Here is a 22,865-nt window from a genome sequence, read left to right on the forward strand (position 1 = left end):
GGTGGGGAGAGGGGTGAGCCCCAGGCGCTGACGGAAATCGCAGCACGCTGCGCTCTCAATCCAGCTCTTGCATTAATTGCCGCATCATGACCTTCCCCGACATCACGCCCGACCTGAAAGCCGCGATGCCGGAGCTGCGCGGGCGGCTGCTGGCCAACCAGTCGCTGGCCGAGCTGACCTGGTTTCGTGTCGGCGGCCCGGCGCAGGTGCTGTTCACGCCTGCCGATGAAGCCGATCTCGCCTACTTCCTGAAGCGCCTGCCGCGGGAGCTGCCGGTCTATGTCGTCGGCGTCGGCTCCAACCTGATCGTGCGCGACGGCGGCATGCCCGGCGTGGTGATCCGGCTGGCGCCGCGCGCATTCGGCGAGACCAGTGCTGACGGTGATGTCGTCACCGCCGGTGCCGCGGCACTCGACAAGCGCGTCGCCGAGACGGCGGCTGCGGCAAATATCGGCGGCATGGAATTCTTCTTCGGCATCCCCGGTACGATCGGCGGTGCACTGCGCATGAATGCCGGCGCCAATGGCGGCGAGACCAAGGATGTGTTGGTGGAGGCGACCGGCGTCAGTCGCGACGGCACCAGGCACACGTTCGGCAATGCCGAGATGAAGTTCGTCTATCGCAACAGCGGCGTCGATGCGTCCGTTATCTTCACCTCGGCGCGCTTCCGCGGCCGGATCACCGATGCGGATGCGATCCGCGCCCGCATGAACGAGGTGCAGACCCATCGCGAGACCGCGCAGCCGATCCGCGAAAAGACCGGCGGCTCGACCTTCAAGAATCCGCCCGGCAACAGCGCCTGGAAGCTGATCGACGCCGCGGGTTGCCGCGGCCTCAAGGTCGGCGGCGCGCAGGTCTCGGAGATGCACTGCAATTTCCTGATCAACACCGGCAACGCCACCGGGCACGATATCGAGACGCTCGGCGAGACGGTGCGTGAACGGGTCAAGCAGACCAGCGGGATTGAGCTGCACTGGGAAATCAAGCGGATCGGGACAAGCTGATGACGGTGACCATTCTGTTCGGCGGCACCAACAAGGAGCGGCTGGTTTCGGTGGCGAGCGCGCAGGCGCTGCATCGCGCGCTGCCGGGCGCGGAACTCTGGTTCTGGGACGTCGACGACACCGTGCATGCGGTGACGTCCGAACAGCTGCTCGGCCACGCGCGGCCGTTCGAGGTTGATTTCAGGCCGCCCGGTCATGGCATCGCGCTCGACCAGGCGCTCGACAAGGCAAGCGCCGAGCAGCGCGTGCTGGTGCTCGGCCTGCACGGCGGCCGCGCCGAGAATGGCGAATTGCAGGCGATGTGCGAGATGCGCGGCGTCGCGTTCACCGGCTCCGGCTCGGCGTCGTCGCACCTGGCGTTCGACAAGCCGTCGGCGAAGCGTTTTGCCGCGATCGCAGGCATCAACGCGCCGCAGGGCATCAGCGTCGAGCAGATCGACGACGCCTTCGCGAAGCACGGCAAACTGATCGCAAAGCCCGCCAAGGACGGATCGAGCTACGGGCTGATCTTCGTCAACGCGCAGCAGGACCTCGTCGCGGTCCGCAACGCGGCCAAGCATGAAGACTATCTGATCGAGCCCTTCGTCTCGGGCGTGGAGGCGACCTGCGGCGTGCTCGAGCAATCCGACGGCTCAGTGTTCGCGCTGCCGCCGATCGAGATCGTGCCGGCGGAGGGAGGCTTCGACTACACAGCCAAATACCTTTTGAAGTCGACTCAGGAGATCTGTCCCGGCCGGTTCGCGCCCGAGGTCAGCGCCGCGATCATGGACCATGCGTTGCGGGCGCACCGCGCGCTGTCCTGCACCGGCTACTCGCGGAGCGACTTCATCGTGTCGGCTAATGGCCCGGTCTACCTCGAGACCAACACGCTGCCCGGGCTGACCGCGGCATCACTTTACCCTAAGGCCTTGAAAGCACAGGGGATCGGGTTTGCCGACTTCCTGGGCGACCAGATCGAGCTCGGCCGCCGCCGCGCCAGACGTTAAGGCCGGACGGGTGGGGAACCCGCACGACTCGGTACGATGGAACCCGGCGCTGTTGCAAAAATGCTGACGGGTTCGCGGCAAAGTACTCAAAGCGTTGATCAAAATTCACTCCAGGCCGAACTCATTTACCGTTTGTTTACCAGGAAGCCCGAAGGTTAACGCTGGCGGCGCATGTAGCGCTTGGCTGCCGGGGCGTGAGCTGTCGCGGATTACCGCTTCGAGGATCGCAACCAGGGAACAGGGGGCCACTCTAATCCCACCGGTCTAGCCGAGACGTGATTTGTGCCGGGATCCGCAGGGTTTGCGGGCACAACACGTGACGAGTTCGTGCAATGGATGGTGCAGGACGCCTCACCCGATCGGTGCGATCGCTGGGGCCCCAAGCTGACCTGAGAGCAGCCGCTATTGGAGCGGCAGTGCTGCTGCGCGAGTATGTCGGCGCCCATCTCGCTCGCCGCCGGCAGCGTCCCGCCAAGCGGCCGCAGTTGATCGATCGCGAGCCGCCGAACCGCTACATCCAGATGGTCGAGCACTATCTGCCGCGCCGCATCGGGCTGGTCGCGACGCTCGCGATCCTGTTCGGCAGCGTCGGCTTCGGCATCGTCCGGGGCGGCCATGTCGAGGAATTCACCACGGCGCTCAGCGACACCCGCAACGCGCTGGCGAATTCCGCGGGCTTCCGCATCACCACCGTCGGCATCAACGGCCGCAAGCAGCTGAGCCAGGACGAGGTGCTCGCGATCGGCGGCGTCAATGGCCGCTCCTCGCTGCTGTTCCTCGACGCCGATACCGTGCGCGCCAAGCTGAAGGCCAATCCCTGGATCGCGGATGCCACGATCCTGAAACTCTATCCGGGCCGGCTGCAGATCGACATCGTCGAGCGCACCGCCTTCGCGCTGTGGCAACAGAACGGCCGCCTGTCGGTGATCGCCTCCGACGGCGCCGTGCTCGAGCCCTACGTCACGCGCCGCTTCCTCAACCTGCCGCTGGTGGTAGGCAAGGGCGCCGACACGCGCGCCCAGGACTTCCTGGCGCTGCTCGACCGTTATCCGCAGGTGCGTGCGGTGACCAAGGCCGCGATCTTCGTCGGTGAGCGGCGCTGGAACCTGCGCCTCAAGGACGGCCTCGACGTCCGCCTGCCGGAGAACGATGTCGGCAACGCACTCGCCGCGCTCTCCAAGCTCGACAAGGACGACAAGCTGTTCTCGCGCGACATCGTCGCCGTCGACATGCGGCTGCCCGATCGGCTGATCGTGCAATTGTCCGAGGAAGCCGGCAAGGCGCGCGACGAACTGTTCAAGGACAAGAAGTCCAAGAAGAAGGCCGGTGACAGCGCATGACCGGCCTCGATCGCAATCTGACCCCGAAGACCCGTCCGATGCCGAAGCGCACCGCGATGGTGGCTTCGCTCGACGTCGGCTCCAGCAAGATCGCCTGCATGATCGCGCGGCTCAAGCCGTCGCCGCCGAACGAGGCGCTGCGCGGCCGCACCCATGCGGTCGAATTGATCGGCTACAGCCAGATCCAGTCGCGCGGCGTCAAGGCCGGCTCCGTCGTCGACCTCGCCGAATGCGAGAAGGCGGTGCGCCATGCCGTGGCGCTGGCCGAGCGCATGGCCAAGGTCCGTGTCGAATCCGTTCTGCTGTCGGTCTCCGGCGGCAGGCAGCATGGCCAGCTGGTCGAGGCCGCGGCCGATATCCGCGGCGGCTCGGTGACCGCTGACGACATCAGCCGCGTCACCTCCGCCGGCATGCGTCACGCCGCCGGCGCCGGCCGCACCGTGCTGCACGCGCTGCCGGTCGGCTACGCGCTCGACGGCGTCAAGGGCATCCGCGATCCCAGGGGCATGGTGGCGCGCCAGTTCGGCGTCGACATGAACGTGGTGACGTCGGATGCGACGGTCGCCAAGAACCTGATGCTGGTGGTCGAGCGCTGCCATCTCAACGTCGAAGCCATGGCGTCGAGCCCCTATGTCGCGGGTCTGTCGGTGCTGACCGACGACGAGGCCGACCTCGGTGCTGCCGTCGTCGAGATGGGCGCGGGCTCGACCACGATCGCGACCTATTCCGGCGGCCGCCTCGTGCACGCATCCGGATTTGCGCTCGGCGGGCAACACATCACGATGGATCTTGCGCGCGGCATCGGCGCGTGCATTGCGGATGCCGAGCGAATCAAGACTTTATACGGCACGGTGCTGACCGGCGGATCGGATTCGCGCGAGCTGATGTCCGTTCCCACTGCAGGCGATGATCGGGAGACCCCGCAAATCGTGTCTCGCGCCACGATCGCGAACATTGTCCGGCATCGCGCCGAGGAGATTTTCGAAATGATCCGTGACCGGCTCGCGGATTCCCCCTTTGCGGCAGAGCCGAGGGCGCGCGTCGTGCTGAGCGGCGGCGCGTCGCAGCTCACCGGCACCGTCGAGCTTGCTACCCGGATCCTGAACCGTCAGGTGCGCATCGGCCGCCCGCTCGGCTTCGGCCGGCTGCCGAACGAGGCGAAGGGCGCCTCGTTCTCTGTGCCGACGGGCCTCCTGGTTTATCCGCAATACGCTCACCTTGAACATGTCGAACCGCGGCGCACGCGGCAGCTTAGGACAGGGACGGACGGTTACTTCGGAAAGGTCGGACGATGGCTTCGCGAGGGCTTCTGATGACCGCCCCCCGGCTCACTGCATTTTCACCAGCTCCCGCGGCCAGCGGCCGGGACGAACCAACGCGCGCATAATCGAGAGAGGCAACCATGGCACTCAATCTGACACCCCCTGACATCAGCGAGCTGAAACCGCGGATCACCGTCTTCGGCGTCGGCGGCGCGGGTGGTAATGCCGTCAACAACATGATCACCGCCGGGTTGCAGGGCGTCGACTTCGTCGTCGCCAACACCGACGCGCAGGCGCTGACGATGTCGAAAGCGCAGCGCATCATCCAGATGGGTACCCAGGTCACCCAGGGCCTCGGCGCCGGTTCGCAGCCCGATGTCGGTGCAGCGGCCGCGCAGGAGGTGATGGACGAGCTTCGCGATCATCTCACCGGCGCGAACATGGTGTTCGTCACCGCCGGCATGGGCGGCGGCACCGGCACGGGCGCTGCGCCGGTGATCGCCAAGGCTGCCCGCGAGATGGGGATCCTCACCGTCGGCGTGGTGACCAAGCCGTTCCACTTCGAAGGCCAGCGCCGCATGCGCACCGCCGAGCACGGCATCTCCGAGCTCCACAAGGTGGTCGACACCCTGCTGATCATTCCGAACCAGAACCTGTTCCGGGTCGCCAATGAGAAGACCACCTTCGCCGACGCGTTCGCGATGGCCGACCAGGTGCTGTACTCGGGCGTCGCCTGCATCACCGACCTGATGGTCAAGGAAGGCCTGATCAATCTCGACTTCGCCGACGTCCGCGCCGTGATGCGGGAAATGGGCAAGGCGATGATGGGCACCGGCGAGGCCACCGGCGAGAAGCGCGCGCTGACCGCCGCCGAAGCTGCGATCGCCAACCCGCTGATCGACGATTCGTCGATGAAGGGCGCCCGCGGCCTGCTGATTTCGATCACCGGCGGCAAGGACCTCACTCTGTTCGAGGTCGACGAAGCCGCAACCCGCATCCGTGAAGAGGTCGATGCCGACGCCAACATCATCGTCGGCGCCACCTTCGACGAATCGCTCGACGGCATCATTCGTGTCTCGGTGGTCGCGACCGGCATCGAGCAGGCCGCGATTGCGTCCCGTGCCCAGGCCCCCGCGCAGCAACAGGGCGGTTCGCCGGAGAGCCGGCTCGCCGATCTGACCGCACGCCTGCGTGCCGACAACCAGCGTATGGCCGAGCGCGCCCAGAAGCTCGAGCCGCCGACCGGCGTGACGGTCGCTCCGATTGCTGCTGCGACCCAGGCGCGCCCGGCGGTGGAACGTGCCGCACTCGCGGCGATCGCCGCGGCGGTTGCCCCTGACAGCGCACCGGCCGCCCAGGCGCCGATGCAGCCAGCCTCCTACGGTGACGTCACGGTGCGGCCGATCGCTCAGAAGCCGACATTGTTCCCGGATCACGAAGCGGCCAGGGCCGAGCAGCACGAGCCGATGCCGCCCGAGACCTTCATCCCGCAGGCGGCGGAGCGGTCGCCGGTGCGGGCACCGCGGATGCCGAAGTTCGAGGATCTGCCGATGCCGGCGCAGGCCGAGATTCGCCAGGCCAGCGGTGACGGTGAGGCGGAGCATCCGCAGAAGACCCGGCTGTCGCTGCTGCAGCGGCTCGCCAATGTCGGCCTCGGCCGCCGCGACGAAGAGACCGAGCCGCCGATCGCTGCCCGCGCCTCCGGTCCGGCGATGCCGACGATGCCCCCGCTGCCCGAGCGCAAGCCGGCCCGCAGCGTTGCCCAGCAGATCTCGGCGAACGAGCAGCCGGTATCGGAGTATGCAAAGCGACCGGCCCCTCAGGGATTGGATGCTCACGGCCGTCAGGCGCCTGTTGCTCCGGCGCCACAGGGCGACGACCATCTTGATATCCCGGCCTTCCTGCGCCGGCAGGCAAACTGAAGTTTGTTACAACCTTGACGACGAAGAAGGCCTCGGCGGGGAACCGCCGGGGCCTTCTGCCTTAGACGGGCATGCAGTTGTGCTTGGCCAGCAAGCAACTGATTTTAAATCATTAATTATTCTTTCGGTGGTCAGATAGCCACTCGCCGAGGGCCGTTTTCGCTGCCGCAATTTGGTTAAGCTTGGGCGCGAATGCGGCAGAGATGGGGTAACAATCGGTAAAGAAGCGTGAGTTGGCGCGGTTTAGGAAATCACTATGGTCTGCCGTGACTTGGGGAGCTCAAGCGAGTCGGCCTTGGGGAAGTTTGGCCACTTGAATTGAGCGAAGTCGGGTAGTGGGCATTATCGAATGAAGTTCAGCCGTCAAACAACGCTTCGGTCGCAAGCCACCGTGACTGGCGTAGGCGTTCATTCCGGTCTTCCTGTTAGTCTCACGCTGGGACCTGCACCTGTCGATGCGGGTTTTATTTTTGTCCGCACCGGTCTCGATGGTGCAGACCGCGAAGTCACCGCCACTGCCGATGCTGTGATCGCGACCGAATTCGCGACGGTGCTGGGTGACCGCGAAGGGCCGCTGGTCTCGACCGCGGAGCACGTTCTGGCCGCGCTGCGCGGCATGGGCGTTGACAACGCCACGATCGAAATCGATGGGTCGGAAGTTCCGATCATGGACGGCAGCGCTGCGGCGTTTGTTGCGGCCATCGACCAGGCCGGCATTGTGACCCAGCCCGCCGTCCGCCGCTTCATCCAGGTGCTGAAGCCGGTGCAGGTCAAGATCGGCGATGCGATGGGCGAGCTTCGTCCGTTCGCCGGCGGGTTCCGCGCCGAAGTCGAGATCGACTTCGCCAACAAGGTGATCGGTCACCAGACCTACTCCTTCGATCTTTCGCCAGAAGGTTTCCGCCGCGACGTTGCGCGGGCCCGGACCTTCGGCTGCATGAATGACGTGGCACGGCTGTGGGGCGCTGGCTTCGCGCTCGGCGCATCCTTCGACAACACCGTGGTGTTCGACGAGGCCCGCCTGCTCAACGTCGAGGGGCTGCGCTACGCCAACGAGTGCGCCCGCCACAAGGTGCTCGACGTGATCGGCGATCTCGCGCTGGCCGGCCTTCCGCTGCTCGGCAGCTATCGTTCGGTGCGGGGCGGTCACAAGCTCAACAATGCGGTGCTGAAGGCGCTGCTCGCTGACCGCAGCGCCTGGCGCGTGGTCGAATCGGAGACGGCGCGGCGGCCGGTCCGCGGACATGTCGAGGCCGGTGCCGGCATGGCGGGCGGCCTCGTCGCCCCGGCCTACGGCCCGGACGTGTCCTGATCGCCCAAGTCCTGATCGCCCAAGTCCTGATCGCCCAAGTCCTGATCGCCCAAGTCCTGATCGCCCAAGTCCTGATCGCCTAGGCGGTCGGCCCAATTTCCGTAATAACCACAGCAGACTGTGAGCTTCGTCGGGTCGCCTTATTCCCGGCGGAATGGCTCCGTATTCGGTTGGTCCACGGTCATTTTTCGGTTAAACAGGCCGGCGGCTGCCTTGATACGGCGCCAACGGCACGAGAGATATGACACCCATGACCGCGGTTCATGGGTGAAGTGGGGTCGCCGTTAACCGCATCAAAGGCGTCAGGTTTTACAATTCATGTCGGCAATGCGTATGGCGCTCGAACCACGCTCTTCTTCTGACGTCTCCGGCCTGACCAAGGCCGCGCGCACGCTGCGTTTTGCTGCGGGCCTGATCGTGCTGGCCCTGCCGCTCTCAGGCTGCGGCACCGGCGCGCTGTGGGACAAGTTCATGGCCAAGGACGATACGTTCGTCGATGAGCCCGCGGACAAGCTCTACAATGAGGGCTTGTACATGATGAACGAGAAGAAGGACCTGAAGGCGGCCTCGAAGAAGTTCGAGGAAGTCGACCGTCAGCATCCCTATTCGGACTGGGCCCGCAAGTCGCTGCTGATGTCGGCCTATTCGTACTACCAGGCCGGCGACTACGACAGCTGCATCGGCTCGGCGACCCGTTACGTCACGCTGCATCCCGGCAGCCCCGACGCGTCCTACGCCCAGTACCTGATCGCGGCATCGCATTTCGACCAGATCCCGGACATCTCGCGTGACCAGAGCCGCACCGAGAAGGCGATCGCGGCGCTCGAAGAGGTGGTGCGGAAATATCCGACCTCCGAATACGCCACCCAGGCCAAGAACAAGATCCAGGCTGCGCGCGACCAACTCGCCGGCAAGGAGATGGCGGTCGGACGCTATTACATCGAGAAGCGCGACTTCACCGCCGCGATCAACCGCTTCAAGACCGTGGTCACCCAGTATCAGACCACCCGTCACGTCGAAGAGGCGCTCTACCGGCTCACCGAGGCCTATATGGCGATCGGTATCGCCGGCGAGGCGCAGACCGCAGCCGCGGTTCTCGGCCACAATTTTCCGGACAGCCGCTGGTACAAGGACGCGTATAATCTAGTAAAGTCCGGCGGTCTCGAGCCGAGCGAGAATCAGGGATCCTGGATCAGCAGGACCTTCAAGAAGATAGGTCTCGGCTAGGAATTGTCCTCGCATGCTGGCCCGTCTGTCGATCCGTGACATCGTCCTGATCGAGCGGCTCGATATCGAATTTTCCCGTGGCCTGGCGGTGCTGACCGGTGAAACCGGCGCCGGCAAATCGATCCTGCTCGATGCCTTTGCGTTGGCGCTTGGCGGCCGCGGCGATGCCGGCCTGGTGCGCCATGGCGCCGAGCAGGGGCAGGTCACCGCGATGTTCGATGTCCCCAAGGGGCATCCGGCGGCCAAAATCCTCGCCGAGAACGGCCTCGACGACACCGGTGAGATGATCCTGCGCCGCGTGCAGCTCGCCGATGGCCGCACCCGCGCCTTCATCAACGATCAGGCGATCAGCGTGCAGACCCTGAAGGCGGTCGGCGCCGTTCTGGTCGAAATCCACGGCCAGCACGATGAGCGCGCGCTGGTCGACGCCTCCACCCACCGCCAGCTGCTCGACGCCTTCGCCGGCCACGAGAAGGACGTCGTGACGCTGGAAGCGCTATGGGATATCAGGCGGACCGCCGGTGCCGCGCTCGATGAGCACCGCGCCGGGATGGAGCGCGCCGCGCGTGAGGCCGACTATCTGCGCCATGCCTCGCAGGAATTGAAGACGCTGGCGCCGAAGGAGGGCGAGGAGACCGAACTCGCCAACCGCCGCACCACCATGATGCAGGGTGAGAAGGTCGCGACCGATCTGCGCGAGGCGCAGGAGGCTATCGGCGGACCGCATTCGCCGGTGTCGGCGCTGTCGGCCGCGGTGCGCCGGCTGGAGCGGCGCGCCGCCAATGCGCCCGGACTGATCGAGCCGGCCGTGAAAGCAATCGACATCGCGATCAATGCGCTGGAGGAAGCCGATCAGCATCTGCACGCTGCGCTGGCGGCGACTGATTTCGATCCGGCCGAGCTCGAGCGGATCGAGGAGCGGCTGTTCGCGCTGCGCGCCGCCTCGCGCAAATACTCGACGCCGGTGGATCTGCTGGCCGCGCTGGCGGCGCAATACGCCAATGACGTCGCGCTGATCGATGCCGGCGCCGATCAGCTCAAAAAGCTGGAGGCGGCCGCCACTGAGGCCGACAAGCGTTATGCTGCTGCGGCCGCAAAACTATCGGCGGCGCGCAGCAAGGCGGCCGAGAAGCTCAACAAGGCGGTCAATGCCGAGCTCGCGCCGCTCAAGCTCGAGCGCGCGAAATTCATGACCCAGGTCGAGGCCAATGCCGCCGCGCCCGGGCCTGAGGGCATCGACCGCGTCGAGTTCTGGGTCCAGACCAATCCGGGCACCAAGCCGGGACCGATGATGAAGGTCGCCTCCGGTGGCGAGCTGTCGCGCTTCCTGCTGGCGCTGAAGGTCGTGCTGGCCGATCGCGGCTCGGCGCCGACTTTGGTGTTCGACGAAATCGACACCGGTGTCGGCGGCGCGGTGGCGGACGCGATCGGCTCGCGGCTGTCGCGCCTCGCCGGCAAGGTACAGGTGATGGCGGTGACCCATGCGCCGCAGGTCGCGGCCCGCGCCAGCCAGCATCTGTTGATCTCCAAGGATGCGCTCGACAAGGGCAAGCGCGTAGCCACCCGCGTCAACGCGCTCGCTGCCGACCATCGCCGTGAAGAGATCGCGCGCATGCTGGCCGGCGCCGAGATCACCGCCGAGGCGAGGGCCGCGGCGGAACGGCTGCTCCGGGCGGCGAGCTAGTTCGCCGATGGCCACCAAGGCGAAGAAAGCGCTGGTCGACGTCGACAAGCTCACCAAGGCGCAAGCCAAGGTCGAGCACATGCGGCTTTCGCTCGAGATCGAGGGACACAACGAGCGCTACTATCAGAAGGACGCGCCGACCGTATCGGACGCGGCCTACGACGCCCTGCGGCGCCGCTTGGAAGCGGTCGAGGCGAAGTTTCCCGACCTCGTCACCACGGACTCACCGACGCAAACTGTCGGTGCTGCGCCGGCCCGCGGCTTTGCCAAGGTGCAGCACGTCGTTCCGATGCTGTCGCTCGGCAACGCATTTAGCGACGAAGATGTCACCGAGTTCGTCGAGCGCATTAGGCGCTTTCTCAAGCTCGATGCCGATCACATTCCGGCGCTGGTCGCCGAGCCGAAGATCGACGGTCTGTCGCTCTCGCTGCGCTATGAAAACGGCGAGCTGGTCCGCGCAGCGACCCGTGGTGACGGCTTCACTGGCGAGGATGTCACTGCCAATGTCCGGACCATCAAGGACATTCCGCACAGCCTGAAGGGCCGCAATTTCCCGGCCGCCTGCGAGATGCGCGGCGAAGTCTACATGCTCAAGAAGGACTTCCTCGAGCTGAACAAGAAGCAGGCTGCGGCCGACGACACGATCTTTGCCAATCCGCGCAATTCGGCGGCGGGTTCGCTGCGCCAGAAGGATGTCTCGATCACCGCGTCACGGCCGCTGAAATTCTTCGCCTATACGTGGGGCGAGATGAGCGAGCCGCCTGCCGACACCCAGCACGGCATGCTGGAGTGGATGCACAAGGCAGGCTTCGTGGTCAATCCATTGATCACGCTCTGCCACAGCGTCGACGATGTCTTGAAATTCTACAACAAGATCGGCGAGGAGCGGGCATCGCTCGGCTACGACATCGACGGCGTCGTCTACAAGGTCGACCGCCTCGACTGGCAGGAGCGGCTCGGCTTCGTGTCGCGCAGCCCGCGCTGGGCCATCGCACACAAATTCGCCGCCGAACAGGCAACGACTGTTCTCAAGGGGATCGATATCCAGGTGGGGCGCACCGGCGCGATGACGCCGGTCGCGCGGCTGGAGCCGGTCACGGTCGGTGGCGTCGTGGTGTCGAATGCGACGCTGCATAACGAAGATTACATCAAAGGGATCGGCAACGACGGAAATCCGATCCGGGACGGCGTCGATCTGCGTATCGACGACACCGTCGTGGTGCAGCGCGCCGGCGACGTCATCCCGCAGGTCGTCGGCGTCGTTCTGGACAAGCGGCCGAAGAGTGCAAAGCCGTACAAGTTTCCCGACACCTGCCCGGTATGCGGCAGCCATGCGATCCGCGAGGAAGGCGAGGCGGTGCGTCGCTGCACCGGCGCGCTGATCTGTCCGGCGCAGGCGGTCGAGCGGCTGAAGCATTTCGTGTCGCGTCTCGCCTTCGATATCGATGGTCTCGGCGAGAAGCAGATCCAGGAATTCTACGAGGATGGGCTGGTGAAGTCGCCGGTCGACATCTTCACCCTTCGCGAGCGGGACGCGCGTTCGACCTCGAAATTGATGGAGCGCGAAGGCTACGGCGAGACCTCGGTGCGCAACCTGTTCGACGCGATCGACGCGCGCCGCAATATCGAGCTGCACCGCTTGATCTTTGCGCTCGGCATTCGCCATGTCGGCGAGGGCAACGCCAAGCTGCTGGCGCGGCACTACCACACGATCGAGAATTTCCGTGAGGCGATGCTGGCCGCAGCCAAGGGCAGCCAGGACGAAGAGAACACCACCGAAGCCTACCAGGACCTCAACGACATCGACGGCATCGGCGAGATCGTTGCGGACGCAGTGGTCGAGTTCTTTGCCGAGCCGCGCAACGTCAAGGCGCTCGGCGAATTGCTGCGCCAGATCGAGGTGAAGCCTGCCGAGCAGCCGCGCAAGAGCTCGCCGGTCTCGGACAAGACCGTGGTGTTCACCGGGTCGCTGACCAAATTCACCCGTGACGAAGCCAAGGCGATGGCCGAGCGTCTCGGCGCCAAGGTTGCCGGCTCGGTGTCGAAAAAGACCGACTACGTCGTCGCCGGCGAGGAAGCCGGGTCGAAGTTGACCAAGGCGCGCGAGCTCGGCGTTGCGGTGCTGACCGAAGACGAGTGGCTGAAGCTGATCGAGGAGTAAGGCGCGGCTCTGCCGCACTTGCCGCTGTCGCGGGGGGATGACGAGGGAGGGCGTGGCGCGATTGCGCCAGTCACATCATCCCCTGCTCATCTTCCTCGGCCTGCGCGATCAACTCCTCGCTCACCACCACGTTGCGCCGCGGCACCACGAAGATCATGGTGCAGGCGCAGGCGATCGAGATCGCAAAGAGCGCCGATGTCAACGGCAATGTGGTGGTCGAATGGCCGCCGAGATAGGCGCCGAATTGCGAGATCAGCGAGCCGATGCCCTGTTGCAGGAAGCCCATGGCGCCGGAGGCGGTGCCGGCGGCTTCGGGCCGGATGCTGATGGCGCCGGCGGCCGAATTGGCCATCACGAAGGCATTGGCGATCATCACGATCATCTGGGTGCCGAACAGCCAGAGCGGCGCCTGGTTTACCCCAGTGAAACTCCAGATCAGGTTCAACAGGCTGCCGCCGAGCTGCAGCGCGAGGCCGAACCAGATCAGCCTCTCCAATGAGTGCCGCGGCGCGAAGCGCACGCACAAGAGATTGCCGACGAAGTAGCCGAACCCGGTCATCGCGAACCATGCGCCATACTCGGCGCTGCTGCGGCCCATCTGGGTGACCACGATGTAGGGGCCGCCGCCGGCGAAGGCGAAGATGATCTGCGACGCCAGCACCTGGCACAGGAGATAGCCGACGAACGCGCGGCTTCGGATCAGCTTGCCGAGGTCGTTGCGGAAGCTCGAGCTGTCGGCGCGGTCGCGGCGGGTTTCGGGCAGTGCCAGCGCGATGAAGATGGTCACGGTCAGCGACGCCGCGGTGATGAGATAGAGGATCGCGCGCCAGCCGAAAGCGGTCTCCAGCAGACCGCCGGTCAGCGGGCTCACCATCTGCGCGATCATCAGCGCGGCGACCACGAGGCTGATCATGGCGCCGACCCGCTCGCGCGGATAGAGATCGCGGATGATGGCGCGACTGATCACCATGCCGCTGGCGCCGCCGAGCGCCTGGAAGAAGCGCGCCGCGATCAGTTGCGGCAGGGTTTCGGCGAACAGCGAGCCGATGCCGGCCACGACCATCAGGCCGAGGCCCGCGAGCAGCACCGGCCGGCGGCCGAACTTGTCGGACAGCGGCCCCATGATCAGCTGCGACAGCGCGATGCCGACCATGTAGAGCGACACGGTCATCTGCGCGATGGAAATGTCGCGGCCGAAATCGGTCGCCAGCACCGGCAGCGCCGGCACCAGCATATAGAGCGAGATCGGCGCGACGCCCGTCATCACGACGAGCATCAGCAGCATGACCTTCGAGGTCGCGATGTTGTTGTCTTTGATGTTGTCTTGCGCCGCGCCGCGCGGCTTGCCCATCACGCCGTGCATTCAGGTCCGTTTCCGCATTGTGGAACGACTGTAGCGTGGCCGTTCGCGCGGAATACGGGTGTTTCGGCATACGCCCATGCATTTCGGGTGACGCCGCGGCGATGTTTCGTCCCGCGCAACAAGCACACCGTCGTCCCCGCGAAGGCCGGGACCCATAACCACAGGCGTGCATTGCTGAAGCGCGCTGTGGCCCCAGCGTCATGCAACGGCAGATAGCTGTGGCTATGGGTCCCGGCCTTCGCCGGGACGACGTCGAACATGTGGATGCTCGCGTGCCAGCTACCTCAGCGGCGCCGTAGCCTCGTCGAGCCACAGCTTGGTGGCGTTGTCGTCGAGATGCGGGCGCACCGTGCGTGCGACGCGGGCATGGTAATCGTTGAGCCAGTTCAACTCGCCTTCGCTCAGCATGCTCACCTCGATCAGGCGGCGATCGATCGGCGCCAAGGTCAGCGTCTCGAAGGCGTTGACCGGCTTCTCGGCGCCGGCAATGTCGGTGCCGATCACGAGTTCGAGGTTCTCGATCCGGATGCCGTAGGCGTCGGTCTTGTAGTAGCCGGGCTCGTTGGACAGGATCATGCCGCGCTTCAGCGGCGTGGTGCCGAGCTTGGAGATTCGCGCCGGCCCTTCATGGACGCTGAGATAGCTGCCGACGCCGTGGCCGGTGCCGTGCTCGAAATCGATCCCGGCCTGCCAGAGATATTGCCGCGCGAAGCTGTCCAGCTGCGCGCCGGTGGTGCCGTCGGGGAAGATCGCGCGAGCGATCGCGATATGGCCGCGCAGCACGCGGGTGAAGCGATCGCGCATCTCTGCGGTCGGGCTGCCGATCGCGATGGTGCGGGTGACGTCGGTGGTGCCGTCCTGATATTGCGCGCCGGAATCGATCAGCAGGAGATCGCCGGGCACGATGCGGCGGTTGGTCTTGCGCGTCACGCGATAATGCACGATGGCGCCGTTCGGCCCGGTGCCGGCGATGGTCGGGAACGAGACGTCCTTCAGCGCGCCGGTCTGGCGGCGGAACGTCTCCAAGGCCTCGACGGTGTCGATCTCGGTGAGGTGGCCTGCGGGCGCCTCGCGGTCGATCCAGGCAAGGAAGCGCGTCAGCGCCACGGCGTCGCGCTGGTGCGCGGTGCGGGTGCCTTCGATCTCGGTGAGGTTCTTGACCGCCTTGAGCAGGCTGACCGGATCGTTGCCGCGCACCGGCTTGCCGCCGGCGCCCGCGATCAGGCGGCTCAGGGCGTCCGCCGCGGTCGCGCCGTCGAGCGCGATCGAGGCGCCGCGCTTGGCAAGCTCGCTGAGCTTCGCGGTCAGCGCCGCCGGTTCCTCGACATCGGCGGATTGCTCGAGATGGTCGCGCGCAGAGTTGGACAGCTTGCGGTGATCGATGAACACCAGCGGCCGGCCTTCCTTCGGCACCAGCGCGTAGGACAGCGGCAGCGGCGTATGGGAGACGTCGGCGCCACGGATGTTGAAGGTCCAGGCCACCGCGTGGCTGTCGGAGAGCACCAGCGCATCGACGCCGAGCTTGTTGATCTCGAGCCGGATGCGCTTCAGCTTCTCGGCCTCGATCTCGCCGGAGAATTGCGCGCCGTGGATCGAAACCGGGCCGAGCGGCGGTGCCGGCCGCTCGTGCCAGATCGTATCGACCGGGTTGCCGTCGACGGCGACCAGCTCGGCACCGGCCTTGGTGCAGGCCGCCGTCAGCCGTTCAACTGCCGCAGAAGTGTGCAGCCACGGGTCAAATCCTAGGCGGTCGCCGGCCGATAGATGCCTCGTCAGCCAGTGCTCCGGCGGCGGCTCGACCAGCGGCTCGACCTGCCAGGCCTTGGCGTCGACTTGCTTGCCGGCCTGCAGCGTGTAGCGGCCGTCGACGAACAGGGCGGCTTCCTTGGCCAGCACGATCGCGAGCCCGGCCGATCCGGTGAAGCCGGTCAGCCAGGCGAGCCGTTCCTCCGACGCTGCGACGTACTCGTTCTGCTGCTGGTCGGCGCGTGGAACCACGAATCCGGTCAGCTTGTGCCGCGCCAGTTCCTCACGCAGCGCGCTTAGCCGTGCGGCCAGCGCAACGCCGCCTTCGGGTTCTTCGAAAGTCTGGAAATGGGCTTCGAACATCGCCTTTGCACTCTCTCCGGATGCAGCATGATCTTCGCGCCGACGCGCTGGGGCATGACCACATTTTCAGCATTACTTATGCTTGAATCATGGCATAGTGGAAGTGACCGGACGATGTCCACCGTCGCCGGTCAAGCGTACGGGGAGTGTCCAGGAGTGTCTCAACTCAACGGTGAGGAGATGCACGATGCCTGCATTCACGTTTGAGAAGATTTCGCCGCCGGTCCGCCGCGGCCCGATCGCACCGATCGAGCAGAAGCAACGTGGCGTCATCGTCCAGATGCTCGACCGTTTTGTCGAGGCGCGTGCGCGGCGCGCGGCCGCTCGGGACAAGGTCGGGACGACCAGCCGCGATTCAGTCACGCCGAAGTAGCCAGCCTGCAGAACGCGTTTATTGATCGAGGTCCGAGGCCTTGGCCACGGTCGCGTTGACCACCTTGGTGCCATCGAGCTCGCGCACGATCCGCTCATCGGGGCCGACGATACCGAGATCGAATTCGCACTCCGGCGTCAGCAGCGTCATGCGCTGGCCGACGATGACGACGACGGTCATGTCGAGCGTCTCGCCTGAGACCGCCCATTCTCTCAACTCGCTCCGAAACGGCTCCCTGCGCCAGGCGTCCGGGAATCCCGGATCGCACCGGACCTCGAGACCGTCTTCGGAGGTGGTGAGCACAAGTTTCGATCTCGAGGGCTTCCAGTGCTCCTCCAGCAGTTCGTTGACCAGCCAGACGCAACTGAACGAGCGGCATTCCACCGGCCGGTCCGGATAGATCCGGCAGCCGCGCCCCGGCTCGCAATGCGGACACCATGCGCTGGCCGGCTTCGCCAGCTCTTCGATCGCCATCACCTTGCAGCAGAGCGTGCAGTCGCCGCACTGTCTGCCGGGGGCGGTCATTTGACCCTGCGTAACAGCAGGCTGCTCCAGCCCTCGATCTTCAGATGCCGCAGCGGCACCAGCCCGCGGGCGCGGTAGGCGGCGATCACCGCCGGCGCCTGGTGGGTCAGCAGGCCCGATAGAATGACCTGCGCCGACGACGCGAGGTGCTGCGCCATCGGTCCCGCCAGCTGGCGCAGCGGGTTGGCGAGGATGTTGGCGAGCACCAGATCGAACGGCCCGTCCGCGGCAAAGCGCGGTGCGGCAAAGCCGGTGGCACGGATCACGTCCACCAGATGCCCTGCGCCGTTCAGCCAGGCGTTCTCCTCGGCGACCTTGACCGACGGCGGGTCGATGTCGCTCGCCAGCACCTTGCCGTGCAGCGCCTTGGCGGCGGCAATCCCGAGCACGCCGGTGCCGGTGCCGAGATCGAGCACCCGGCGCGGCTGATAGGCCTTCAGCACGTGGTCGAGCAGCAGCAGGCAGCCGCGCGTGGTGCCGTGATGACCGGTGCCGAAGGCCAGCGCCGCCTCGATCTCGATCCCGAGCTTGTTGGGGGGGATCCTGTGCCGGTCATGCTGACCGTGGACGACAAAACGGCCGGCCGCGACCGGGACCAGGTCCTCCAAGCTGGCCTTGACCCAGTCCTTTGCCTCGATGGTGTCAAAGACCAAAGTCGATGCGATGTCCGGCCGCACGACCTGGCCGACCAACTCGCGCAGCAAGGCCTGGTCGGGCGGTTCAGCAAAATGGACCGTGACGTCCCAGCGGCCATCCGGCCGCTCGAAGGCCGCAAATGCCGCCTGATCCTCGAAGAAGAGCTCGGAAAGCGCATCGACGACGCGCTTTGCGGTCGTCTCGTCTGACAGGGTGACGCTGGCGCGGTGTGTGGATGGGGTCATTGCAGGCCGTTAGCGCGATTTTTGCTAAAAGTTCAACCGGATTTCAATCGAGTTTCGCGAGAACTGATAGGGTCCCGATTCAAACAACCTTAGGTACCGCAGTATCCCTCGTCCCAGGGCATCACAACCAAGCGCAGGGCTGCAATGAGGGCTATTCTTGTTAGGCATTTGGACGACGACTCCGGCGCAACCGCCATCGAATACGGGCTGATCGCGACCGGCATCGCCCTCGCCATCATCGCTGCGGTGAATGGCATCGGCACGAATTTGAGCGGAACGTCCAGCACGATCGCAGGTTCGCTCGAGTAATTCGCAGGCGGCGTTCTCAAGCAAGCACCGGGCAGTGACGCCCGGTGTTTTTCTTTAACAGGTTGTCCACCGGGTTTTGCGCAGCTTATCGACAAGTCATCAAGCGCGTCGTCCCGCGGTTATCGGCCTCTGTTCCACAGGCTGTCCACCGGGATGTCCACCGGCTTTGCCGCCATGGGACACCAGATCTGACCACGGTCGATCCACAGCTTCTCGACAGATATGTCCACAGTCTGACGGCGCGGTCCGCGTCAGGCGAACAGCGCGCGATGGTCGGCCAGGATGGCCCGCGCGGCGTTGTGGCCGGGCGCGCCGGTGACCCCGCCGCCCGGATGGGCGCCGGAACCGCAATGGTAGAGGCCGCGGAGCGGCCCGCGGTAGTCGGCATGGCCGAGCATGGGCCGCGCCGAGAACAACTGGTTCAGCGTCAGCGCGCCGTGAAAGATGTCGCCGCCGAGAAGGCCGAACTGCCGTTCGAGATCGAGCGGCGACAGGATCTGGCGGCCGATCACGGAGCCCGCGAAGCCGGGCGCGTAGCGGTCGACGGTTGCGATCATCAGATCGGCGGCCTCGTCTCGATGGTCGTCCCATGATTTGCCGCCGGGCAGTTGCGGCGCGACGTGCTGGCAGAACAGGCTCGCGACATGCTGGCCCGGCGGGCTCAGGCTGTCGTCGAGCGTCGATGGGATCAGCAGCTCGACGACCGGCGCGCGGCTCCAGCCGAATTCGCGCGCATCGCGCCAGGCGCGATCCATGTAGCCGAGGCTGGGCGCGATGATGATCCCCGCGGTGAGGTGATCGCCGGGGCCTGGGAGCGCGGTGAACGAGGGCAGGGCGCTCAGCGCCACGTTCATCCTGAACGTGCCGGACCCGTTCTGCCATCGCGAGATGCGGGTGCGGAATTCGCCCGCCAATGCGCCCTCCGGCACCAGGCGCGTGTAGAGCAGTTTCGGGTTGACGTTGGAGACGACATATTTGGCGCGAACCGTCTCGCCGCTGTCGAGGATAACGCCCGTGGCGCGATCATTTTCGACGATCACCTCGCGGACGGGGGCATCGGTTTCGATCTCGACGCCGTGGCTGCGCGCGGCACGTGCCATCGCCTGGGTGATCGCGCCCATGCCGCCGATCGCGTGGCCCCAGACCCCCTTCTTGCCGTTCACCTCGCCGAACGCATGATGCAGCATCACATAGGCCGAGCCGGCGGCGTAGGGGCTCGCATAGTTGCCGACAATGGCATCGAAGCCGAACAGCGCCTTGACGAGGTCGTTATCGAAACGCTCGTCGAGCATCTCGCCGGCCGAGCGCGTGAACAGGTCGAGCAGATTGCGCTGCTGCTCCAGCGACAGCCGCCGCAGGATGTTGGCGGTGCCGAGCGCGTTGAAGACTTCGCTGATTGCGCCGATGCCAAAGCCCTCGACGAGGTTCGGCGGCGCGCGCAGCACGAACTGCCGCAGCACGTCGGCGATGGCTTCGAGTTCCCCCGAGAACGCGCCGATGGCGGCGGCATCGTGCGGACTCAGTTTCGCGACCGACTGCTGGGTGCGGCCTTCGCCGGTCAGCAGATGGCTGCCGTCGGGCGCGGGGAGGAAGTTCTGCGCGCGGCGCTCGACGATCCGCAAACCGTGATCGGCAAGTTTCAGGTCGGAAATGATTTGCGGGTTGAGCAGGCTCACCGTGTAGGCGGCGACCGAATTGCGGAAGCCCGGGCAAAACTCTTCGGTGACGGCGGCGCCGCCGACCACCTTGCGGCGCTCGACGACCTTCACCCGCAGCCCTGCCATCGCGAGATAGGCCGCGCAGGTGAGGCCGTTATGCCCCGCACCGATGATGACGACGTCTGTTTTGTTCATGTCCGCTTCAACAAGCAGTGATTAGAGCATGATCCGCAAAAGCGGAAACCGGATTATCGAAACGATAGCGCCCTCAAACCCGAAAGATCCAATGTGCTGTGGCGCTGCAGCGCCGCGTCGTCAAGTCCACGTGACCGCGGTTTCTTGTCCGTGATACTGCCTTATGCTCAATTCAAATCCCCGGTGCGGTGGCGCCGGGCCGTCCGCCTCCGGCGCCCGCCGGGTCCATGCCGGAGCCTTCATGACGTCTGAGCCGTCCGCCTCGCGAAACCGGCTGGTGCTGGTTGTCTACACCGCCGCGATCTTCGTCAGCGCGCTATTGCTGTTCTCGGTGCAGCCGCTGTTCACCAAGATGGTGCTGCCGCGGCTCGGCGGCTCGCCGGCGGTGTGGTCGGTGGCGATGGTGTTCTTCCAGTCGCTGCTGCTCGCAGGCTACGCCTATGCGCATCTGTTGATGAAGCTGAAGCGCCGTGTCGTGCCGATCGCGGTGCATCTGGTGCTGCTCGTCGTCGCGCTGCTGACCTTGCCGCTCTCGATCAGGAGCGGCTGGGGCGAGCCGCCGACCTCGGGCTATGCGGTGTGGCTGCTCGGCCTGTTCGCGGTCTCGATCGGCCTGCCGTTCTTCGCGCTTGCCGCCAACAATCCACTGCTGCAGGCCTGGTTCGTGCGCACCGGCCACCCCAGCGGGCCCGACCCGTACTTCCTCTATGCGTCCTCGAACATCGGCAGCTTCCTGGCGCTGTTGTCCTATCCGGTGCTGCTCGAGCCGATGTTCACGTTGCGCACCCAGAACCTGATCTGGACCGGCGGCTATGGCCTGCTGATTCTTTTGATCGCAGGTTGCGGCGTGCTGTTGTTGCGGTCGCCGGCCAATGCAGGCGTGCTCAACATGCAGGTTGATGACGCCGATGCGCCGGCACCGTCCTGGGGCCTGCGGGCGCGCTGGATCTTCCTTGCCGCGGTGCCATCGGGCCTCCTGATCGCAGTGACGGCGCATATCTCGACCGACGTCGCGGCGGCGCCATTGCTCTGGGTGTTGCCGCTGTCGTTATATCTTTTGACCTGGGTGCTGGTGTTCCAGTCGCGGCCGCTGCTGCCGCACAAATGGATGCTGTTGGCACAGCCGCTGGCGATCGCCGGCGTCGTGATCCTGCTCGCGGTCGGTGGCGAGCAGAATCTGCTGCTGACGCTCGGCGGCCATCAGCTCTGCTTCTTCATCATCGCGATGGCCTGTCATGGCGAGCTCGCGCGCACCCGTCCCGCCGCGAAATACCTCACCGGCTTCTACGTCGCGCTGTCGTTCGGCGGCATGGTCGGCGGCCTGTTCGCGGGGCTGATCGCGCCGTTCACCTTCTCATGGATCGCTGAATATCCGATCCTGCTGGCGCTGGCGGCGCTGTGCCGTCCGCCCGGGGGCGCGGAGCGGCTGCCGCGCTGGAGCGCCTGGTACTGGCCGTTCCTCGCGGTGCTGGCGGTCGCGCTGATCGCGCCGAGCTATTCGGCCGGCGACATCTTCAACTGGTTCGACGACCACCGGGTGTGGGTGATCGGCGCGGTCGGCGTGCTCTCGGCGCTGCTCGCGCTTGCGCTGAACGCAAATCGCCGGAAGATATTCGCAACCGTCGTGGTCGCGCTGGTGGTGCTGCGCGCCTATCCGTCCGACGACGGCCGCGTCGAGACCGTGCGCAGCTTCTTCGGCGTGCACAAGATCGTGGTGACGCCGAACGGGCAGTATCACGTGCTGATGCACGGCACCACGATCCACGGCGCCGAGAAGTTCAAGAACGACGACGGCACGCCGGTGACCGGGCGGCCCGAACCGATCAGCTACTACCACAAGGACGGCGGCATCGGGCGGGCGATCACGGCGATCCGCGAGCGCAAGGGTGCGCCGCTGAAAGTCGCGGTAATCGGGCTCGGCTCGGGCACGCTGACCTGCGCCTCGCAGCCGGGCGAGGACTGGAAATTCTTCGAGATCGACCAGTCGATGGTCGATACCGCGCGCGACCCGAAATACTTCACCTACATCCAGAATTGCGAGCCGAACCTGAAGCCGGTGATCGGCGACGCGCGGCTGACCTTCGCCAAGGAGCCGGACGGCGTCTACGATCTCATCATCGTCGACGCCTATTCGTCGGACGCGATCCCGATCCATCTCGCGACAGAAGAGGCGATGGCGATCTACAAGGAGAAGCTGGCGCCGCAGGGCGCGGTCGTGATGCACGTCTCGAACCGCCATCTCGAATTGGCCAGTGTCGTGGTCGGCATCGCCGATGCCAACGACATGAAGAGCTGGGTCTACAGCGAGGATTCCGGCCGCGACAACGAGTACATCTTCTCGACCTCGGTCGTGGTCTCGGCGCGCGATGAAGCGGACGTCGGCAGGCTCGCCTCGTCAGATGTCTGGACCGAGACCGATGCCAACGAGAAGCAGCGGGTCTGGACCGACGACTATTCGAACGTGCTGGGCGCAGTCTACCGGCGCCTGCGCGACGGCGAGCAGTAGGCGCTAAAGCGCGATGAGATTGGGTCGAATCGTCATCGCGCTTTGGGC

General features: G+C 65.7%; 17 protein-coding genes and 1 pseudogene. 13 read left to right on the forward strand and 5 right to left on the reverse strand.

The genetic code is table 11. The features are described from left to right. The first annotated feature begins 86 nt into the window (after nucleotides 1–86). The 10 genes and pseudogenes from murB (at nucleotide 87) to ligA (ending at nucleotide 12,898) form a co-directional block, all read left to right on the forward strand. On the forward strand, nucleotides 87–1,004 hold the full coding sequence (murB, locus tag ACTUWL_RS25280) for a UDP-N-acetylmuramate dehydrogenase (protein ID WP_021077235.1): 918 nt from the start codon (nucleotides 87–89) through the stop codon (nucleotides 1,002–1,004). Further along, nucleotides 1,004–1,990, forward strand: a complete 987-nt coding sequence (locus ACTUWL_RS25285; RefSeq protein ID WP_021077234.1) for a D-alanine--D-alanine ligase family protein — start codon at nucleotides 1,004–1,006, stop codon at nucleotides 1,988–1,990. The genes murB and ACTUWL_RS25285 overlap by 1 nt, the downstream gene beginning before the upstream one ends. A gap of 125 nt (nucleotides 1,991–2,115) precedes the next feature. Then, nucleotides 2,116–2,383, forward strand: a pseudogene (locus ACTUWL_RS25290) (hypothetical protein); the annotation flags it as partial. Next, nucleotides 2,323–3,330 (forward strand): cell division protein FtsQ/DivIB, encoded by a 1,008-nt coding sequence (locus ACTUWL_RS25295; RefSeq protein WP_035650259.1) that lies wholly within the window; start codon nucleotides 2,323–2,325, stop codon nucleotides 3,328–3,330. The pseudogene ACTUWL_RS25290 and the gene ACTUWL_RS25295, both read left to right, overlap by 61 nt. Further along, nucleotides 3,327–4,643 carry a cell division protein FtsA gene (gene ftsA, locus ACTUWL_RS25300; protein WP_021077232.1) on the forward strand — a complete coding sequence of 439 codons (1,317 nt, stop codon included), beginning with the start codon at nucleotides 3,327–3,329 and terminating at the stop codon, nucleotides 4,641–4,643. The genes ACTUWL_RS25295 and ftsA overlap by 4 nt, the downstream gene beginning before the upstream one ends. Nucleotides 4,644–4,732: 89 nt before the next feature. After that, nucleotides 4,733–6,514 carry a cell division protein FtsZ gene (ftsZ, locus tag ACTUWL_RS25305; protein WP_021077231.1) on the forward strand — a complete coding sequence of 594 codons (1,782 nt, stop codon included), beginning with the start codon at nucleotides 4,733–4,735 and terminating at the stop codon, nucleotides 6,512–6,514. A 349-nt stretch (nucleotides 6,515–6,863) separates the two neighbouring features. Next, nucleotides 6,864–7,826 carry a UDP-3-O-acyl-N-acetylglucosamine deacetylase gene (gene lpxC, locus ACTUWL_RS25310; RefSeq protein ID WP_021077230.1) on the forward strand — a complete coding sequence of 321 codons (963 nt, stop codon included), beginning with the start codon at nucleotides 6,864–6,866 and terminating at the stop codon, nucleotides 7,824–7,826. 318 nt (nucleotides 7,827–8,144) lie between these two features. Further along, nucleotides 8,145–9,053: an outer membrane protein assembly factor BamD gene (locus ACTUWL_RS25315; RefSeq protein WP_021077229.1), complete on the forward strand. Its 909-nt coding sequence runs from the start codon at nucleotides 8,145–8,147 to the stop codon at nucleotides 9,051–9,053. A 13-nt stretch (nucleotides 9,054–9,066) separates the two neighbouring features. After that, entirely contained in the window at nucleotides 9,067–10,737 is a 1,671-nt protein-coding gene (gene recN / locus ACTUWL_RS25320; protein ID WP_021077228.1) for a DNA repair protein RecN, read from the forward strand. A 7-nt stretch (nucleotides 10,738–10,744) separates the two neighbouring features. After that, nucleotides 10,745–12,898 carry an NAD-dependent DNA ligase LigA gene (ligA, locus tag ACTUWL_RS25325; protein WP_021077227.1) on the forward strand — a complete coding sequence of 718 codons (2,154 nt, stop codon included), beginning with the start codon at nucleotides 10,745–10,747 and terminating at the stop codon, nucleotides 12,896–12,898. A 70-nt stretch (nucleotides 12,899–12,968) separates the two neighbouring features. Here the strand turns inward: ligA and ACTUWL_RS25330 are convergent, their stop codons facing one another. After that, a complete protein-coding gene (locus ACTUWL_RS25330) occupies nucleotides 12,969–14,261 on the reverse strand; it encodes a multidrug effflux MFS transporter (protein WP_021077226.1) in 1,293 nt (430 codons plus the stop codon). 279 nt (nucleotides 14,262–14,540) lie between these two features. Then, a complete protein-coding gene (locus ACTUWL_RS25335) occupies nucleotides 14,541–16,370 on the reverse strand; it encodes an aminopeptidase P family protein (protein WP_021077225.1) in 1,830 nt (609 codons plus the stop codon). 187 nt (nucleotides 16,371–16,557) lie between these two features. On the opposite strand from ACTUWL_RS25335, the gene ACTUWL_RS25340 reads away from it, so the two are divergent. Continuing rightward, on the forward strand, nucleotides 16,558–16,743 hold the full coding sequence (locus tag ACTUWL_RS25340; RefSeq protein WP_021077224.1) for a hypothetical protein: 186 nt from the start codon (nucleotides 16,558–16,560) through the stop codon (nucleotides 16,741–16,743). 18 nt (nucleotides 16,744–16,761) lie between these two features. On the opposite strand, the gene ACTUWL_RS25345 is transcribed toward ACTUWL_RS25340, so the two are convergent. Together ACTUWL_RS25345 and ACTUWL_RS25350 are read right to left on the reverse strand one after the other, a co-directional pair. Continuing rightward, entirely contained in the window at nucleotides 16,762–17,268 is a 507-nt protein-coding gene (locus ACTUWL_RS25345; RefSeq protein WP_021077223.1) for a hypothetical protein, read from the reverse strand. Then, complete coding sequence (locus ACTUWL_RS25350; RefSeq protein WP_021077222.1) at nucleotides 17,265–18,149, reverse strand: 50S ribosomal protein L11 methyltransferase; 885 nt, start codon at nucleotides 18,147–18,149, stop codon at nucleotides 17,265–17,267. The genes ACTUWL_RS25345 and ACTUWL_RS25350 overlap by 4 nt, the downstream gene beginning before the upstream one ends. Nucleotides 18,150–18,293: 144 nt before the next feature. Between ACTUWL_RS25350 and ACTUWL_RS25355 the strand changes: the two genes are divergently transcribed. After that, nucleotides 18,294–18,458 (forward strand): Flp family type IVb pilin, encoded by a 165-nt coding sequence (locus ACTUWL_RS25355; RefSeq protein WP_021077221.1) that lies wholly within the window; start codon nucleotides 18,294–18,296, stop codon nucleotides 18,456–18,458. A gap of 251 nt (nucleotides 18,459–18,709) precedes the next feature. On the opposite strand, the gene ACTUWL_RS25360 is transcribed toward ACTUWL_RS25355, so the two are convergent. Continuing rightward, nucleotides 18,710–20,311 carry a phytoene desaturase family protein gene (locus ACTUWL_RS25360; protein ID WP_021077220.1) on the reverse strand — a complete coding sequence of 534 codons (1,602 nt, stop codon included), beginning with the start codon at nucleotides 20,309–20,311 and terminating at the stop codon, nucleotides 18,710–18,712. Nucleotides 20,312–20,552: 241 nt separating this feature from the next. Here ACTUWL_RS25360 and ACTUWL_RS25365 point away from each other — a divergent pair, with 241 nt between their 5' ends. Continuing rightward, complete coding sequence (locus ACTUWL_RS25365; RefSeq protein ID WP_021077219.1) at nucleotides 20,553–22,817, forward strand: spermidine synthase; 2,265 nt, start codon at nucleotides 20,553–20,555, stop codon at nucleotides 22,815–22,817. The last annotated feature ends 48 nt before the right edge of the window (nucleotides 22,818–22,865 follow it).

The organism is Bradyrhizobium sp. WCU1 (genome assembly GCF_053474805.1).